This is a genomic window from Bacillus sp. DTU_2020_1000418_1_SI_GHA_SEK_038 (assembly GCF_032341175.1).
Classification (GTDB): Bacteria; Bacillota; Bacilli; order Bacillales; family Cytobacillaceae; genus Cytobacillus.
In genome coordinates, this window is the sequence record NZ_CP135435.1 from 3,109,362 (window position 1) to 3,126,447 (window position 17,086).

Annotated in this window: 18 protein-coding genes and 1 other annotated feature; of the genes, 1 reads left to right on the plus strand and 17 read right to left on the minus strand. The window is 38.2% G+C overall.

Annotated features, from left to right (window positions below; genetic code table 11):
• Positions 1-37 precede the first annotated feature (37 nt).
• From glyS to rpsU, 17 genes are all read right to left on the minus strand, one after another.
• Positions 38-2,110, minus strand: coding sequence for a glycine--tRNA ligase subunit beta (gene glyS / locus RRV45_RS15605; protein ID WP_315665616.1), 2,073 nt, complete (start codon positions 2,108-2,110; stop codon positions 38-40).
• Positions 2,103-2,993 (minus strand): glycine--tRNA ligase subunit alpha, encoded by an 891-nt coding sequence (gene glyQ / locus RRV45_RS15610; RefSeq protein WP_315665617.1) that lies wholly within the window; start codon positions 2,991-2,993, stop codon positions 2,103-2,105. The genes glyS and glyQ overlap by 8 nt, the downstream gene beginning before the upstream one ends.
• A 217-nt stretch (positions 2,994-3,210) precedes the next feature.
• Positions 3,211-3,384: a binding site (T-box leader), on the minus strand.
• Between the two features lie 201 nt (positions 3,385-3,585).
• Positions 3,586-4,338: a DNA repair protein RecO gene (gene recO / locus RRV45_RS15615; protein ID WP_315669052.1), complete on the minus strand. Its 753-nt coding sequence runs from the start codon at positions 4,336-4,338 to the stop codon at positions 3,586-3,588.
• A gap of 30 nt (positions 4,339-4,368) precedes the next feature.
• Positions 4,369-4,512: a YqzL family protein gene (locus RRV45_RS15620; RefSeq protein ID WP_315665618.1), complete on the minus strand. Its 144-nt coding sequence runs from the start codon at positions 4,510-4,512 to the stop codon at positions 4,369-4,371.
• A gap of 191 nt (positions 4,513-4,703) precedes the next feature.
• Positions 4,704-5,618 carry a GTPase Era gene (gene era / locus RRV45_RS15625; RefSeq protein ID WP_315665619.1) on the minus strand — a complete coding sequence of 305 codons (915 nt, stop codon included), beginning with the start codon at positions 5,616-5,618 and terminating at the stop codon, positions 4,704-4,706.
• Positions 5,611-6,009: a cytidine deaminase gene (locus RRV45_RS15630; protein WP_315665620.1), complete on the minus strand. Its 399-nt coding sequence runs from the start codon at positions 6,007-6,009 to the stop codon at positions 5,611-5,613. Before RRV45_RS15630 ends, era begins: the two co-directional genes overlap by 8 nt.
• A gap of 288 nt (positions 6,010-6,297) precedes the next feature.
• Entirely contained in the window at positions 6,298-6,678 is a 381-nt protein-coding gene (locus tag RRV45_RS15635; RefSeq protein WP_315665621.1) for a diacylglycerol kinase family protein, read from the minus strand.
• Positions 6,656-7,126, minus strand: a complete 471-nt coding sequence (ybeY, locus tag RRV45_RS15640; protein ID WP_315665622.1) for an rRNA maturation RNase YbeY — start codon at positions 7,124-7,126, stop codon at positions 6,656-6,658. Before ybeY ends, RRV45_RS15635 begins: the two co-directional genes overlap by 23 nt.
• A complete protein-coding gene (locus tag RRV45_RS15645) occupies positions 7,123-9,315 on the minus strand; it encodes an HD family phosphohydrolase (protein ID WP_315665623.1) in 2,193 nt (730 codons plus the stop codon). The genes ybeY and RRV45_RS15645 overlap by 4 nt, the downstream gene beginning before the upstream one ends.
• 193 nt (positions 9,316-9,508) lie before the next feature.
• The gene (locus tag RRV45_RS15650) at positions 9,509-10,471 is read right to left on the minus strand and encodes a PhoH family protein (protein WP_315665624.1); all 963 of its coding nucleotides are present in this window, start codon (positions 10,469-10,471) and stop codon (positions 9,509-9,511) included.
• On the minus strand, positions 10,468-11,664 hold the full coding sequence (yqfD, locus tag RRV45_RS15655) for a sporulation protein YqfD (RefSeq protein ID WP_315665625.1): 1,197 nt from the start codon (positions 11,662-11,664) through the stop codon (positions 10,468-10,470). The genes RRV45_RS15650 and yqfD overlap by 4 nt, the downstream gene beginning before the upstream one ends.
• A gap of 113 nt (positions 11,665-11,777) precedes the next feature.
• Positions 11,778-12,062, minus strand: a complete 285-nt coding sequence (gene yqfC / locus RRV45_RS15660; RefSeq protein ID WP_315665626.1) for a sporulation protein YqfC — start codon at positions 12,060-12,062, stop codon at positions 11,778-11,780.
• Positions 12,063-12,135: 73 nt separating this feature from the next.
• On the minus strand, positions 12,136-12,639 hold the full coding sequence (locus tag RRV45_RS15665; protein WP_315665627.1) for a hypothetical protein: 504 nt from the start codon (positions 12,637-12,639) through the stop codon (positions 12,136-12,138).
• Positions 12,640-12,682: 43 nt separating this feature from the next.
• Complete coding sequence (floA, locus tag RRV45_RS15670) at positions 12,683-13,678, minus strand: flotillin-like protein FloA (RefSeq protein WP_315665628.1); 996 nt, start codon at positions 13,676-13,678, stop codon at positions 12,683-12,685.
• Between the two features lie 2 nt (positions 13,679-13,680).
• On the minus strand, positions 13,681-14,970 hold the full coding sequence (locus tag RRV45_RS15675) for an NfeD family protein (protein WP_315669053.1): 1,290 nt from the start codon (positions 14,968-14,970) through the stop codon (positions 13,681-13,683).
• 216 nt (positions 14,971-15,186) lie between these two features.
• The gene (locus RRV45_RS15680) at positions 15,187-15,630 is read right to left on the minus strand and encodes a GatB/YqeY domain-containing protein (RefSeq protein ID WP_066293309.1); all 444 of its coding nucleotides are present in this window, start codon (positions 15,628-15,630) and stop codon (positions 15,187-15,189) included.
• Between the two features lie 15 nt (positions 15,631-15,645).
• The gene (gene rpsU / locus RRV45_RS15685) at positions 15,646-15,819 is read right to left on the minus strand and encodes a 30S ribosomal protein S21 (protein ID WP_066293305.1); all 174 of its coding nucleotides are present in this window, start codon (positions 15,817-15,819) and stop codon (positions 15,646-15,648) included.
• Between the two features lie 312 nt (positions 15,820-16,131).
• Between rpsU and RRV45_RS15690 the strand changes: the two genes are divergently transcribed.
• Positions 16,132-17,052, plus strand: a complete 921-nt coding sequence (locus RRV45_RS15690) for a Na/Pi symporter (RefSeq protein WP_315665629.1) — start codon at positions 16,132-16,134, stop codon at positions 17,050-17,052.
• Positions 17,053-17,086 lie beyond the last annotated feature (34 nt).

The window sequence follows — 17,086 nt, forward strand, 5'->3', positions numbered from 1 at the left end:
CTTTTCATTAGAACAGCTCCCAGTTGGAAAATCCAAGTTATTTAACAATAATTTCGTTTACATTTGCAAACTTTTTAATCAGCTCAGCCAGTAAAACCATTTGATTTAGTCTGTTTTGTCGTAGTTCAATATTATCAGCCATGACCATTGTGTTATCAAAATATTGATCGATTTCAGGCTTCATTGATATTAACAAACTAAATTCATCACTTTCTGAAGTATGAACATGAAACTTTTCTTTGACAATCATATATTTATTGTACAAATTATTTTCGAATTCATTTTCAAATAAAGCGGGATTAACTTCACCAGGATTTTCAGCTTTAGATGAAATATTTAGAACACGGCTTAAAGCTTCCATGCTTTCCTTAAAGCCATTATCCTCTTTTCTAGTTTCTAGTACCTCAGCTCTCCTTACTAGAGATGGAAGTGCACCAATTTCATTGCCTAAAACTGCTTCGATTAAATCATATCTCACATGCTTTTCCTGAAGGATATGTTTAATTCTAAGTTTAAAGAATGCGGTTAATTCCCCAGCAAGTTCTGATTTCGATTTCTTAGCAATTCCAGCTTCTTCAACTAGGGCGAGCCCAGAATCGATCAGCCATTCTAGAGATAGATTCCACTCTTTATTAATAAGTGTCTGGACAATACCAGTTGCTTGGCGTCTAAGCGCATATGGATCCTGCGAACCGCTCGGAATAATGCCAATAGCAAAGCAAGAGGCGATTGTATCCATTTTTTCTGCTATTGACAGCGCTGCCCCAGGGTGGCTGCCCGGGGTACTGTCATCAGCATTTCTTGGCATATAATGTTCATTTATCGCTTTAGCAACTGCTGGTTTTTCTCCCTTTTGCAAAGCATACTTTTCACCCATAAAACCTTGTAATTCCGGAAATTCGTAAACCATGTTAGATACGAGATCAAACTTACAAATTTCACTCGCTCTATCGGCTGCATCTTTGTCTTCAATGCTAAAATCAAGCTTATCAGCCATTTTATTCGTTAATTTTCTAACGCGACTTACCTTCTCTGCAAGCGTACCGATTTCTTCATGATACACAATAGATTTTAATTTTGCTAATGAAGTTTCAATTTCAGTTTTTTGATCTTCTTTGTAGAAAAAGGCTGCATCAGATAGTCTTGCTCTTAGTACCTTTTCATTTCCCTTAGCTACTTTCTCTATATGCTCATGCCCGCCATTTCGAACGGTAACGAAAAAAGGAAGAAGCTTGCCTTCATTAGATTTCACAGGAAAATATCGCTGATGCTCTTTCATCGAAGTGATTAAAACCTCTTCAGGGATCTCGAGAAACTCTTCTTCAAAACGTCCAAAAAGAGCTGTAGGATATTCAACAAGGTTCGTAACCTCTTCTAGCAAATCTTCATCAATTGGAATGACCCAATTATTTTCCTCGGCGATCGTTTCTAATTGTGATGTGATTGCACCTTTTCTTTCTTCAGGGTCAACTATCACATATTGACTAAGCATAGCCTTAACATAATCCTTCGGCTCATGTATTTCAATTTTGCTTCCTAAGAAACGATGCCCAAGTGTCCAATTGGATGTCTCAACCGCTGTAATTGAAAAAGGGATCACTTCATTTCCAAATAACGCAAGCAGCCATTTAATTGGACGGACGTATCGAAGATCATTATTTGCCCACTTCATATTTTTCGGAAATGTCATGGCTGTAATAATTTGCTGCAATTCCGGCAGCAGATTGACAGTTTCTTGACCTTGAATAAACTTTTTTACATGGACATATTCAACGCCATTTATTTCTTTAAAGAAAATATCCTCTACACTAGCTCCTTGCCCGCGGCAAAACCCAATAGCTGCCTTTGACCAATCACCATTTTCATCAATCGCAATTTTTCTTGCTGGACCCTTTGCTTCCTCGTGAACATCCTCTTGAGCTTCCTCCACTCCTGTAACGTGAACTGCTAATCGCCGTGGTGAAGAATAAGCAACAATATGGTCAAAGTTCAACTTTTTTTCCATTAACCATGCTTGAATTTTGTCTGATAACTGGTTCATTGAATTTGTAACAAATCTTGCGGGAATTTCTTCTAATCCTATTTCTAAAAGGAGATCTCTTTTAGTCACGATTTCCTTCCCCCTTTGATTGCAAAATTGGGAAACCAAGCTTTTCACGCTCATCATAGAAGGTTCTTGCAATTTTTCTTGCAAGGTTACGGCAGCGTCCAATATAACCGGTTCTTTCTGTAACCGATATCGCCCCTTTTGCATCTAACAAATTAAAAGTATGTGAGCACTTTAATACATAATCGTATGCCGGGTGAACGAGCCCAGCCTCCATTTGCCGATGAGCTTCTTTTTCATAAATATTGAACAGATTAAAGAGCATATCGACACTAGATGTTTCAAAAGTATATTTGGAATGCTCATATTCAGGCTGCAGGAAGATATCTCTCACCGTAAATCCGTTTGTCCATTCAAGATCAAATACATTTTCTTTCTCTTGAATATAGGAAGCGAGACGCTCAATTCCGTATGTGATTTCTACTGAAACTGGTTTACATTCAATTCCTCCTACTTGCTGGAAATACGTAAATTGAGTGATTTCCATGCCGTCCAGCCAAACTTCCCAGCCTAAGCCAGCACATCCTAGGGAAGGATTTTCCCAATTGTCCTCAACAAATCGAATATCATGCTGGAGCGGATCAATGCCAAGCGCACGTAAAGAATCTAAATACATCTCCTGAATATTGTCCGGTGAAGGCTTCATAATCACTTGAAACTGATGATGCTGATAAAGTCTATTTGGATTTTCTCCATAGCGGCCATCAGCAGGACGGCGTGACGGCTCTACATATGCCACATTCCATGGTTCAGGCCCAATAGCACGCAGGAAAGTATAAGGACTCATCGTTCCTGCTCCTTTTTCCACATCATAGGCTTGCATTAGAATGCAGCCATAATCTGACCAGTGTTTTTGTAGAGTTAAAATCATATTTTGAATGTTCATTACGCACCTCTCAATTTAAAAGTGTAAGCGCCCCGCTTAGCGATGTATGGACTGGACCTTCCCCGACTGAGATAAAGGAAACACGAAGAGCGTGAGCGATTCGATGTTGACTTATCGTAGGGAGGGGAGAGGAAGTCCAATAGTCGCTGGGCGCTGGAACTAGATAGTTCTCAAATTTAAAGAAAAAAACAAAAAACTCCCGTCTCTATGCCTAATGCATAGGGACGAGAGTTTACCCGCGGTTCCACCCTAATTGCTGCAATCGTTGCAGCCACTTTCTTCCGGCGTTGCTCAGAAGCGCCTTCCTTAATCTTCAATACCCTAGCTCTCACCATCCTAGGTTCGCTTTTTATTAAATAGATTAAGTACTCTTCTTCATCATAGCAACTATTAATTTAATAATTTGAATCATATACGATACAAAATTGAATGTCAAGTAAGAAAAGCGGAAGCGCCTTGCCCAGGGGCGACAAGCATAAGATAAGCCAGCGAGAAGGTTGTTCTTTAACCTTCTTGATGGATTGGCTTATGACCTCGAGCCCCTAGGCGCTGCAGCTGGACACTTCTCAAATTCGAAAAGTTATCGTTTATATTAAAGCATATCCTCAAATTTAGCCATTTGATTTAGAAACCTTTTCGTTTTTAAATTAAGCCCAGAGTATTCATCATAATAAGCATTAATGACTTTTTTAAGCTCAGCCTTCGTTTCCGGTTTAACAGAAATATTACCAAGGCGAGATAAATCAAAAAAATAAAAAAGCCGTAATAGCTTCACTGTTGCTGGAGAAATTTTAAAATGATATGGATCTTTTTCCAGGCATCGGTGGCAAATGAGTCCACCCTCTCTTATTGAAAAAGAAAAATGGCCATCTGCACTGCTGCATACGGTACACTGGTTTAAAACTGGATACAATCCTAACGAATTCAACATTTTCATTTCGAAGATATTCACAATAATTTCTGCATCAAAACCTTCATTGACTAAGTTTAAAGCTTGAAAAACTAATTCAAATAAATAAGGATTGGGCTTTCTGTCGTCAGTTCCTTTATCTGTTAGATCAACAATATAGCTTGCATATGCTGTTAGGAAAATATCTTCGCGGATAGAGCGCATAGAAGTAATCATTTCACCTTGTTGCAGACTTCCTAATCCACTGCTTCTTTGAACTAAAAAATAGCCGTATGTAAAAGGTTGGGTGACAGCAGCGAGCCGGCTGCTCGGCTTTTTTGCTCCACGTGCCATCACACCAATCTTACCCCATTCCCGGGTGTATAAAGTTACAATTTTGTTTGTTTCACCATAATTTGTTGTTCTAATAATGATGCCCTCACATTTTTCAAGCACCATAGCCACCATCCCTAAGTTTTAGACAATCTATGAGATGGAAAAGTCTGCTTCAGTTAGTTCTGCGTCCTGATTTCCGGGTATATCTTGAGTTTCCTGTTCTAGCTCTTTAAAGAGAAGATATGTGTCTATATTACCTGTCTGTGAAAAGACTTTCCAGGTAAAATCCATCATCGAAAACCCCACCTTTCCGTTATTCAACGCAATTTTCTTTTATCCCAAATCCTTACCATTTATCATAGCCTGTCTTTTGAATTTCATAAGAGAAAAATATTGTAAATTGAAATCATACATAATTACTGTTAAAGCGTAATACCTTAGTTAAGGCTGGACAATTAACATTAAATACACATTTTTTAAAAAAATTAATATTCATCCTCACGGAAACCAAAATCACGCAGCTGCGACATTTTATTTCGCCAATCTTTTTGAACCTTTACCCATAATTCTAAAAACACTTTGGATCCAAGCAGATTTTCAATATCAACCCGAGCTCTCTGACCAATTTCCTTAAGCATTTTCCCTTGCTTCCCGATGACAATCCCTTTTTGGGAATCCCTCTCGACAATAATCGTGGCCATTACATGAACAATGTCCTTTTCATCGCGGCGCTCCATCTTATCAATCAACACGGCAAGTGAATGCGGTATTTCTTCTCTTGTTAAATGAAGAGCTTTCTCTCGAATGAGCTCGGAGACGATAAAGCGTTCAGGATGATCTGTTACTTGATCAGCTGGATAGTATTGTGGTCCTTCTGGAATATACTTTTTAATTTGCCCTAATAAATTTTCAACATTATTTCCTTCAAGTGCTGAAATTGGAATAATTTCACTAAAGGAATATTTTTCTTTATAAGAATCAATAATCGTAATTAATTCATCTGGGTGCACTTGATCAATTTTGTTAATGACTAGGAAAATGGGTGTGCGGATGGATTGAAACTTTTCCAGAATAAATTCTTCGCCACGGCCATAACCCTCAACTGCATTGACCATAAATAAAATAACATCGACTTCTTTTAAAGTATTTTGTGCAACCTTCATCATGAAATCGCCTAATTTATGCTTTGGCTTATGAATACCTGGAGTATCAATAAAAATAAATTGAGCATCATTGGTTGTTAATACTCCTTGAACCTTATTCCTGGTTGTTTGTGGTTTATCACTCATGATGGCAATTTTTTGGCCGATCACTCGATTTAAAAAAGTTGATTTTCCGACATTTGGTCTTCCAATAATAGAAATAAATCCCGATTTATGTCCCTGTTCAGTATTATTCATTCAAATCCTCCGGTGAAAAAGCTCCTGGTAGTAGTTGTTCGATCGTTATCTCAAGAATATCTCCTTTTAGGTTCGTTAAATACACTTGCATATCTTTTGGGCATAATTCTGCAATTACTTGCCGGCATGCACCGCAAGGAGAACATGGACGGTCTGTGTCAGCTATAACAGCCAATGCTTTGAAATTTCTATCTCCTTCAGAGTAGGCTTTGAAAATAGCCGTTCTTTCCGCACAATTACACATGCTATATGCTGCATTTTCAATATTGCAGCCATGGTATACTTTTCCTTCTGACGTTAAGAGCGCCGCACCGACTTTAAACTTTGAATATGGGACATATGCTCTTTCCCTTGCAACTTTTGCTTCTTCAATTAATTTTTCAACTTGCACTAAATAGTCTTCCTTTCGTTTTGAAAGATGTTACTTCTTTTATTTTACCTCAAATTGTAATCAAAATCACTGTTTGTAGCAAAAACGTAATATAAAAAATTGAATTTTCTAAAAATAGGCGGGTAAATAGTTTGTACCGCACTGTCATTTTATCAAAACGAATAGAGTATTTTCAAATATCGCTTGGTTAATTGTTACAATTGCTTGTTTTTTACCCTAGAAAAACCTAACTAAACCTCAACGTTTTCATTATTTTAACGAAAAAACTGCCCTCCTGAAAGGACAGTTCTATATAAGATTGGCTAATTTCGGGAGAAAAATAATCAATCCGATTATGACTGAGATAACAGCAAAAATTAATACAGCCCCTGCTGCTATATCCTTTGCTGCCTTTGCCAGCGGATGGTAGTCTTCAGTCACAAGATCCACTACTCTTTCAATCGAGGAATTCAACAATTCCAGTGACAGCATACCCCCAATAGCTAAGAGGATGAAAAGCCACTCAATATAGGAAATAGATAACACTAATCCCATTAAGATAACGATAATCGATACAAGCAGGTGGATTTTCAAATTTCTTTCCTGCTTGAAAGCCTCATTAATACCTGATATTGCATAGCGAAATGAATATATTAACCGATTCTTTTTATCTCTGGAGGCCGAATTCATCTAAAATATCCTTCTGCCTTGAAAACATTACTTTTTCATCTTCGGGCGTTTCATGGTCATACCCGAGTAAATGAAGGAAGCCGTGAACAGCCAAAAAACCGATTTCTCTCATAAAAGAATGCCCGTATTCTTCGGCCTGCTCATGTGCTCTTGAAACGGAAATAATGATGTCTCCTAACACCCTTGGCATATCAAGACCTATAAGCTCCATTTCTCCCTCTCCCATTTCCTCCATGGCAAAAGATATGACATCTGTGACACTGTCTTTCTGACGATATTCCTTATTAATTTCCCTTATCTTGTCATTACTAACAAACGTAAGAGATACTTCGCTTTCTTCTTCAATTTTTTCAAACTTTGCTGCATAATTTAGCAGCTTTTCAATATAGGAGATTTGCTCTTCTGTAAGCTCATTTGTTTCATCTAAAAAGTCGATAATTAAACTCATGCCTGTTTCACCTTCTGCTTTGTCATTTCTGGATATTCAATTCGAGAGTGGAAAATACCGTTTAATGTTTCACAAAAAGAGTTTGCAACGATTTCCAATTCTTTTAACGTTAAATCACACTCATTAAGCTGGCCATCCTGAAGACGGTCGGCAATAATATTTCTAACGAGGCCTTCTATTTGTTCAGGGGTAGGGTGGGACATAGAACGGACAGCAGCCTCAACACTGTCTGCAATTCCAATAATAGCAGCCTCTTTCGTTTGGGCTTTTGGACCTGGATATCGATAGTCTTCCTCTCTCACCTCAAGCCCATTTTGATTCGCCTTATGATAAAAATATTTTAAGAGTGTCGTCCCATGATGCTGTTCTGCAATATCAACAATTTCCTTTGGCATTTTGTGCTTTCTAAGCATTTCCGCCCCGTCAGTTGCATGGGCTATGATAATATTTTTACTTGTTTGCGGCGGAAGCCGATCATGCGGATTTTCAATATTCATTTGATTTTCAATAAAGAACTGCGGCCTTTTTGTTTTGCCAATGTCATGATAATAACAGCCAACCCGTGCAAGCAGCCCATTTGCCCCAATGGCTTCACAAGCAGATTCCGACAAATTAGCTACCATGACGCTATGGTGATAGGTGCCTGGTGCCTCAGTTAAGATTTTTCTAAGAAGAGGATGATTCGGGCTTGTCAGTTCAATTAATCTCATTGTAGAGAGAATGCCAAATCCAGCTTCAAAAAAAGGAAGTAAGCCAATGGCCAACACGGAAGACAAAATACCTGAAAGCGCCCCAATAATCAGATAAAAGCCATATTCCAGCCCATCATATTGCCCGTTCCTAAGAAAGATAAGGGAAAAAATCACAGCCACATTCACACCTGCCACAAACATGCCCGCTTGTAAAATTCGTGACCGATTTTTTTGTTTCGTTAAAAATATAATTCCAGCAAGTCCGCTGCATGTAATATAGATACTAGATGATACATGGAAGGTCCCTGTTACGCCTTCATTAAAAATAATACTTCCGCAAATGGCCATAATGATCGTAAATAATACAGCCATTCGTTCATTAATTAAGTTTCGGATTAAAATAGCACCCATGGCAGCCGGAAAAATAAAGCTGATTTCTGAATACTTGAGTTCTGGAAAAAAACTGATTCCCTTCATCATTAGTATAGATAATGCAAAAATTAAGCTAAATAATAGTAGGTAACTTTGCTTTAACTCTGATTGGAGCTTTAATTCATTAAAATAAAAATACAGAGCAGCAAGAGTAATAAAAATAATTAAGCCAAGGCCAACAAAAGGCTGAATGGAATTATTGTTATCAAGCAAGCCGATCAGATCTAGCTGCCTATAAATATCGCGGCTGATTAAATGCTGTTCTTCTACAATAATTTGTCCTTGAAGAATTTTTACAGGCTCAACAGTCTCTACAGCCTGCTGACGCATTTCATCCGTTGCAGTAGGATCGTAAAATTCATTCTGGTAAACAGCATATCTTCCCAATTCAATTGCTGCTGCTTTTAAACCAGAATTTAAGCTTGTAAACTTTAGCTCCTCCTCCAAACGCTTCTTTGCATTTTCCACTTCATCCGCCGGGATTCTCTTACTCATTACATTATTTATAGCGGTTACCGTGACATCTCTGGCAATTGAAAGCTCGCCTCTAGTTACCTGCAATAAAGAAAGGAGGGTCTGATCAGATATTTCCTTTGTTATATCTTCAGTCAGCTTCTCCTTCATAATGGCTAATTTATCAGATGGTGTTGGTTCAGGAAAAACGATTGGCTCACCTTCAGATTCACTAGAGCTATCAGCTGCCTTTTGTTTCTTTTCCCGGTCATCTTCTATCTCATCATTAACCTCAGTAGCAGAATCAAATATAGATGTGATTAAATCCATGCGATTTTGGGCAATTTCCTTCTTTACTACATATACGTCCGGAACTTTATCAGCTTCTTCTTTTTTCCTTTTTTCTGTTAAGACTTTATCTTCAATCGTGATAGGAGATCTGATTGTTTGCTCAGCAACAGAAAATAGTCCTAGGTCCAATTTTTCTGGTTTTACATTACTGAACATGGCAAGGAACATCACAATTCCAAGAAAAACAAATAGAAGAACTCTAAAAAATGTCATTTCTAACAAATTTTTTATTTTCGTCAAATATTGCTGCAGTTTTTCCAAGTTCAACCCCTCCTATCTTGGTATTTTAACTGACCAGATAAGTGATTCTGCTATGCGTTTCAATTATGTATTTATGTAAAATGATAACAGTTTTTCAAACAAGTTTCACCTTTCTTAAAAAACTTCTGAAAAAGTCATGATGCTTCACTTAACAAATACAGCAAAAGAAAACCGCAGGGTAATCCCAACGGTTTCAATTCTCGTGCTGACCATATGCATGAATAATTTTTGCTACTAGAGGATGACGGACTACATCACTTTCTTCAAGATGTACAAACGCAATCCCCTTCACACCTTTTAGAATGTCTTCCCCTACAATTAATCCTGATTTCGCTCCTTTTGGAAGATCTACCTGTGTTTTATCACCAGTGATCACCATCTTCGAGCCAAAGCCAAGGCGGGTTAAAAACATTTTCATCTGAGCATGGGTTGTATTTTGGGCTTCATCAAGGATGACGAAAGCATCGTCTAGCGTACGGCCCCTCATATAGGCTAAGGGTGCAATTTCAATCGTCCCTCTTTCAATTAATCTTTCTGTATGTTCAGCACCAAAAATATCATGAAGGGCATCATATAATGGTCTAAGGTACGGATCAACTTTTTCCTTTAAGTCGCCAGGCAGAAATCCAAGACTTTCCCCTGCTTCAACAGCTGGACGGGTTAAAATAATTTTTTTGACCCGCCCGTTCTTCAATGCATTTACTGCCATAACAACCGCTAAATATGTTTTTCCTGTTCCTGCTGGCCCTATTCCAAAAACAAGATCATTCGTGCGAATGGATCGAATGTACTGGCTTTGACCAATCGTTTTTACTCGAATAGACTTCCCCTTCGCATTTCTAATAATTTCTTCATCATATAAATCGCTAAAATAATCTAAAGTGCCTTTTTTCGCCATTTGAATGCCATACATAACATCTCTCTGGCTAATATTGATTCCTTTTCTAATAACCTGCAGCAGTTCAGAAAGTAATTTTCCAACCATTTCAACTTGTTCCATTTCACCGGAAACAAAAACATTTTCTCCCCGTGTAACGATGGATACAGTCAATTCTTGCTCAATCATTTTAATGTTAGCGTCCGAATTCCCAAGCAAGCTTATTGCTTCATTCGGATTTTCAAGTTGGACATTCATGGTCTTCAAGTCTTCAGTCATTCCGTATCTCCTTGAATAATTGGTTGCGCTTCTGCTATATTCTCAATAATTTGGAAATGTATTGATATAGTTACTTTACCATTCTCTACCGACTTGTGTAAAACTTTTTCCCCTTTAATTTTAGCATTATCAGATAGATGATTTTTTATATCATTTCTCGCTTGAATTTTTGCAACTTCAAAAGCTTCTTCATTTGAGAATATTTGTGTTACTTGTTCACTTTCCCTTATTGTTTTATTAATATAGGATATCGGAAGTTCCCATTTTAAAAAGTTGATTTTCTTTTCATTTAACTCTATTTTGGATTTTTTATATTCTACCTTACCAAAGCCCCATATTGGAATTTCATATTTTCCAACCTTTATTATATGCTTTTGTATTTCATTTCCGTTTAATACTTGCAGAGTATTTTTCAATGGAATTGTAGCCTTTGTTGTGTACCAAGTTTCCCCAAGGATCTCTCCTTTTGCTGGAACAGTCTCGGTTTTTTGCCCATCCTCTCCAATAATTCCTGAAACAAGGAGCTGGCCTGGGTTTACATGATCATTGACACTTACTTTTGGCTGACCTTCTTCAACGAACATGTCAACAATGATTGCCTTCTTTTTTGCCACTAAATGTCTTGGACTTAAATATTCCGGTTTATTTGGCTCAGTTTTTTCCACAACCTGCAGATGGTAGGTTGTCCCTTTTAATTCCACACCAACCCAAGTAATTTCCTCAATACTATCTGTCAGTTTCCTCTGAATGGCTTCAACATTTTCTAAGAAAAACTGCACTTTCCCGCGTTTTACACCTATTTGATTTAACTCTTTTCGTATTTTGTATTCAGTTGCAGGGTCAGCTCCCTTTATCTCTATTCCCCAAACCATATTTGATAAAATCATAATGACTAATAAAAATACTGGGGCTCCAATGACAAATCCAATATTTTTTAACATACGCTTAAAGATAAATGGGAAGCCTGTCCGTTGTAAAAACTCAATTTTGCAATCACTATTCCGAACTAAACTTCTTAATTTCTTCACATCATTCAGCTTCATTTTAAAGGTTACTGCTTCTGTTCCATGCCTTCTCACCTGCCAGACAAGAATACCACTCCGTGTAAGAGTATTAATAAAACGCTCGATGCCCTTACCTTTAGTTTTTACAGTAATAATCCCTCCAAAAAATTCGATCCACAGATTTTTCATTGCCTTCCCCCTGATTTCTGTTTATCACGATAATATTTGCCGTACTTTATGCCCTTTTCGTATTAAGTTCTTACAGAAGGCTGCCAGAGATCCTTCTGTAAGGACATTCTTGATTACTCACTTATATATGTGACCTGATCAATTTTTCCCTCCAGCAGAATTTCCTCTGGAAGAATCGTTTTTATGACAAAGGCTTTCCCTTTTATTAACAGCTGACCTTGCTTAAGAAGAAGCCTTAATTCCTTATCTGAAAAGGCAAGCAATCCACGGTGGTTCTCAATATATATATGGATTTGTCCGATCATCGTAATGCGGGGTAAATCCATCATGACATCTTGAGGAAGCTCCATATTTTTTGTCATCCATTTTCGGACGAATTGTCCCCACTTTTTTGCCATAAAAAAAGAACCCCCCTTCATCTCATATGTATGAGATGGAGAGGGGTTCTAGCACATATTTTTCAACTATGAATTAAGATAATTTATTGTTTTTGACTGATTTATGAGGATTTAAAGCCCTCGGAGGCCCAAGAATTTCTGACCAAATAACGCCATCGATAAGTTGTTTTTTGCTAGGAGATAAGGACGGCTTGTTTTCTTTTATTGTATTTGCATTTTGGCGGGATGCCGGTGTTTGAGAAACTGTCTTTATAAGCTCCGCTTGTTTCTTAGCTATTTCCTGCTGTTCCTTAAGTGCAGTTAGCCTTTCTTCAGCAAGCATCTGCCTTTCTAAAGCTTCCATTTCCTGCTTTCGTGCTTGTTCAGCCTGCTGTCTTTGCTGCTCTTCAATTGTTCTTGGATCCAATTGAGGAATACGTTCCTGCATTTGTTTAAACACTTCTGCTGGCGATGGCTTCACTTGTTGTCCGCTGCCTTTTTTCTGCTGTTGCTGATTCCCTCTGTTTTTCATAAAAAAGGAAATAATATAGCCAATTATCACGATAATAAAAATTGGGTTTTCAAAAATAAATTCCAAGAGGGGGCCCCCTCCCTTCTATTTATTGAAAGTGAGCTTCTATTTATCTTTGACCGCCGTCTTTGTGATCATCATTAATCCGTCCAATTGAATCTCTCATATCTGTATCAGCAGAGATATTCTTGATATTCATATAGTCCATAACACCGATATTTCCTGAACGAAGCGCTTCAGCCATGGCAAGCGGAACTTGGGCTTCAGCTTCTACAACCTTCGCCTTCATTTCTTCAACCTTTGCCTTCATTTCCTGCTCTGAAGCGACAGCCATTGCACGACGTTCTTCTGCTTTAGCTTGGGCAATCTTTTTATCTGCTTCAGCCTGCTCAGTTTGTAAATGGGCTCCAATGTTTTTACCGATATCGACATCAGCAATATCAATCGACAGGATTTCAAAGGCTGTACCCGAATCCAAACCTTTGGCAAGGACTGTTCTAGAAATCATATCTGGATTTTCAAGAACTTTCTTATGATTTTCTGATGAACCGATAGTTGATACGATCCCCTCACCAACACGGGCAACAATTGTTTCTTCACCTGCACCCCCGACAAGACGGTCAATATTCGCTCTAACGGTAATTCTCGCTTTTGCCTTTACCTCAATTCCATCCATAGCAACACCTGCAATGAAAGGTGTTTCAATTACATTCGGATTAACGCTCATTTGTACAGCTTCAAGCACGTCGCGGCCAGCTAGATCAATTGCTGCACTACGCTCAAACTGCAATTCAATATTTGCTCGATGTGCGGCAATTAGTGCATTCACAACACGATCGACATTTCCGCCAGCTAAATAATGGCTTTCCAGCTGATTTGTCGTTACACCTAGACCTGCTTTGTGTGCTTTAATTAAGGGGTTGATGACCCTGCTTGGAATAACCCTGCGGAGCCTCATCCCAACTAATGTAAAGATGCTGACTCTTACTCCTGCTGCCAAAGCTGAAATCCACAGCATAACAGGAACAAATGTGAATAAAATACCTAATAGAATAATGGCAAGAACGGCTGCCAATAAGATAAAAATCGTACCAGTTCCCAGCATTCCTATTCCTCCTCTTTTTCTTTCTTATTCTGATCAGTTACCTCTCTTACTACTATACGAGAACCCTCGGCTTTTACAACCCTGACTCTCGCATCTTTAAGAATAAACGCTCCTTCACTGACGACATCGATTCTTTCATCATCAATCACAACAGTGCCTGATGGTCGAAGTGCTGTCAGTGCGTAGCCTTCTAATCCAATTAGCTCTAACCGGCTTTTATTGGAAACATAGCCCTCTTCCGTTTTTGTTGCATCGGTTAAGATGATTTTTTTGAAAAATTTCATTTTTTTACCAAGCACCTTTACCATTATAATAGACGCTAAAATAGATATGCTTATAGCAATTAATAAGGAAATCCCCATGTGAACGACATTATCCGAAGCTAAAAATAGACTTCCAAGAATCGCTGCCAGGCCGAGAATTCCTGCCACTCCGCCTGGGAGAAAGAACTCCGCGATGATTAGCCCAATTCCGACAACAAAGAGGATAAGTGTTTCATATCCGGCAAGCCCTGCAACTAAATGTCCATAGAAAAACATTAGTAATGCAGACAATCCCATAAATCCGGGAAGCCCGAAGCCGGGGGAATACAATTCTAGGATTAGTCCCAAACTTCCAATAGATAATAATATCGGTATTACAACAGGATGGGTAATAAATCTCGCTATTTTTTCTGCAAAGCTTTCTTCTACTGTTTTGACCTCCGCATCAGAAAGACCAAGATAATCGAGAAGTTCATTCAAATTATTGAAAGTCCCTTCAGAATACTTTACTTCCAATGCCTTTTCAGCACCTAATGTGAGTAACTTTCCTTTTGGAGCCCCTACTTCGGGAAGATTGATAGACTCATCTGCCATTGCTAACGCATAAATTGGGTTTCTGTTACTCTGCTTTGCAGCCTCCTCCATTGCAGCAAACCAATAGGATTCAGCCTTCTTCCCAGCAGCATTTCCCTGTTGATCAATAATGGCCGCTGATCCCATTGTAGAACCTGGCACCATATAGATCTCATCTGTATTTAGCGCAATATAAGCACCTGCCGATAAAGCCTGTTTGTTCACAAATGAAATCGTCTTCACTTCTGTTGATGTTAATAACTTCCCAATTTTCCCAGCAGCATCCACTGCCCCTCCAGGAGTATCCATTTCAAAAATAATCGCAGATGCCTTGTCTTCTTCAGCTAAATGAACAGCTCTGTTCAAATAAGCAAATAAACCTTTTTCTACTGTTTCTTGAATCGGAACGACATAGACAATTTCATTATCAGCATTTCCTTTAAATGGGATAATCATTAGGATAAAAGCAAAAAGGAATGAAAAAATGATGAATATCCTTCTTAATTTCAAAGTTCTTCCCTCCCTCCAATCAATGCATCTAGTTCTTTTACGTATTCAACTAAAAAAAGTTTCATACTAGACTGATTTTTTATGTATATTTCGTCACTTTACTGACTATTAAAAAAGACCGAAAGCGAATGCTCACGGTCTTTTATACAAAGGTTTTGTTTTTTATGAAAGGTGTTGTTGTACAAGTTTATTTACAAGTGCTCCATCTGCTTTGCCTTTTACTTTCGGCATAATGGCAGCCATTACCTTACCCATCTCAGCTTTAGATTTTGCACCTATTTCAGCAACCGTTTCTTGTACGATCTTTGAAACCTCATCTTCAGAGAGCTGTTTAGGCATATATAGTTCGACATACTGAAGTTCAGTATGAATTTTTTCAACAAGATCTTCACGACCTGCTTTTTCAAATTCATGGAGGGAATCCTTGCGTTGTTTAACTTCGCGAGAAAGGACAGTAAGCTCTTGATCTTCGGATAAGTCTTGTCCATGCTTAATTGCTTCATTCTGCAAGGATGCTTTAATCATCCGAATAACAGTTAGCTTATCTTTTTCTTTGTTCCTCATCGCTTGTTTCATATCCTCATTTAAACGTTCGAGAAGACTCATAATGGACACCCTCTCTTAATACTTACGTTTTCTTGCAGCCTCAGACTTTTTCTTACGTTTAATACTAGGCTTTTCGTAGAATTCGCGCTTTCTTGCTTCTTGTATAGTACCAGACTTAGATACAGTACGTTTAAAGCGACGAAGAGCATCTTCAAGCGATTCGTTTTTACGAACGACGGTTTTAGACATTCTCTTTCCCTCCCTCCGAGCACAACACACTTACACCAACATGGATTTTTTCCATGTACTTTGCAATTATAATATATCAGTGAATCAAGGTCAACAGTTAATAGCCCCTTCAGAAGTGTTTTTCACAACGGAAATCAACAACTGCATCGCTGTGATGGATAAACCATAAATTTTCTTGCTATTTTCGACATGAACCTACATAGGAGCTGTTGACGAACCTAGTTATTTTAAGAGAGTTCGGATATAAAAAAATGATTAAAAGGCATGTCCTAGGCCTAGTTGCCATACATATAGGGATAGGGGGTGGGAGACTTGACGCAAGCTTTTCTTTTTATTTTATTCATTGGAGTTTTTATATACGGAATGACATTGCTGCGATCAGGTCTTTATAATTTATCTGGAGATTCTTTAAAAAATGTATTGACTAAATTGACGGCTTCTCCTTGGAAGGGGCTATTAGCTGGTATAGGAATAACTTGTATATTGCAGAGCAGTTCAGCAGTGATGATTATTACAATCGGACTCATTTCTGCAAGGCTTCTTTCATTTCCTCAGTCGATCGGAATTATTTTAGGAACGAATATCGGAACAACGGTTACGACTGAATTAATTACATTTGATATTGAATCTTTCCTTATTCCTTTTGCTTTTTTAGGTGCTGTATTATTTTTGTTTGGAAAAAGAAATGTAAGGAATATTGGATTAATCTTACTTGGTATATCTGCAGTTTTTTCAGCGATGGGGGGCTTTGAATACTTAGCAGGCCCATTAAGATCCATTGATTTTGTTAATCAGCTATTGCTTCAATTAAAAGAAAGCTACCTTTTAAGTATTCTAGCGGGAACAATAATCACAGCCATAATCCAGTCAAGTACTGCAACGACTGGAATTATAATGGGTTTTCTTTCTGGCGGAGCTTTTGGCCTAGATACAGGAATCGCAATCATGCTGGGTTCTAATATCGGAACATGTGTTGATGCATTTTTAGCATCCATTGGCGGGGGCAGAGAGGCAAGACTTTGTGCATATGCACATATTTGGCTAAATGTAATTGGCGTCATTGTTTTTTATCCATTTATCGGTTGGCTTACTTCCTTCGGTGTTCAGCTAGCATCAGCTCCCGATGTTCAACTTGCGCATATCGGAGTTCTATTTAACGTCATCTCGTCACTAATGGTACTTCCATTCGCTACTCAATTTGGGAAATTAATCATAAAAATACATGATCGATAGCACGAGCGGGAAGACTGCTCAATCGTGCGAATGA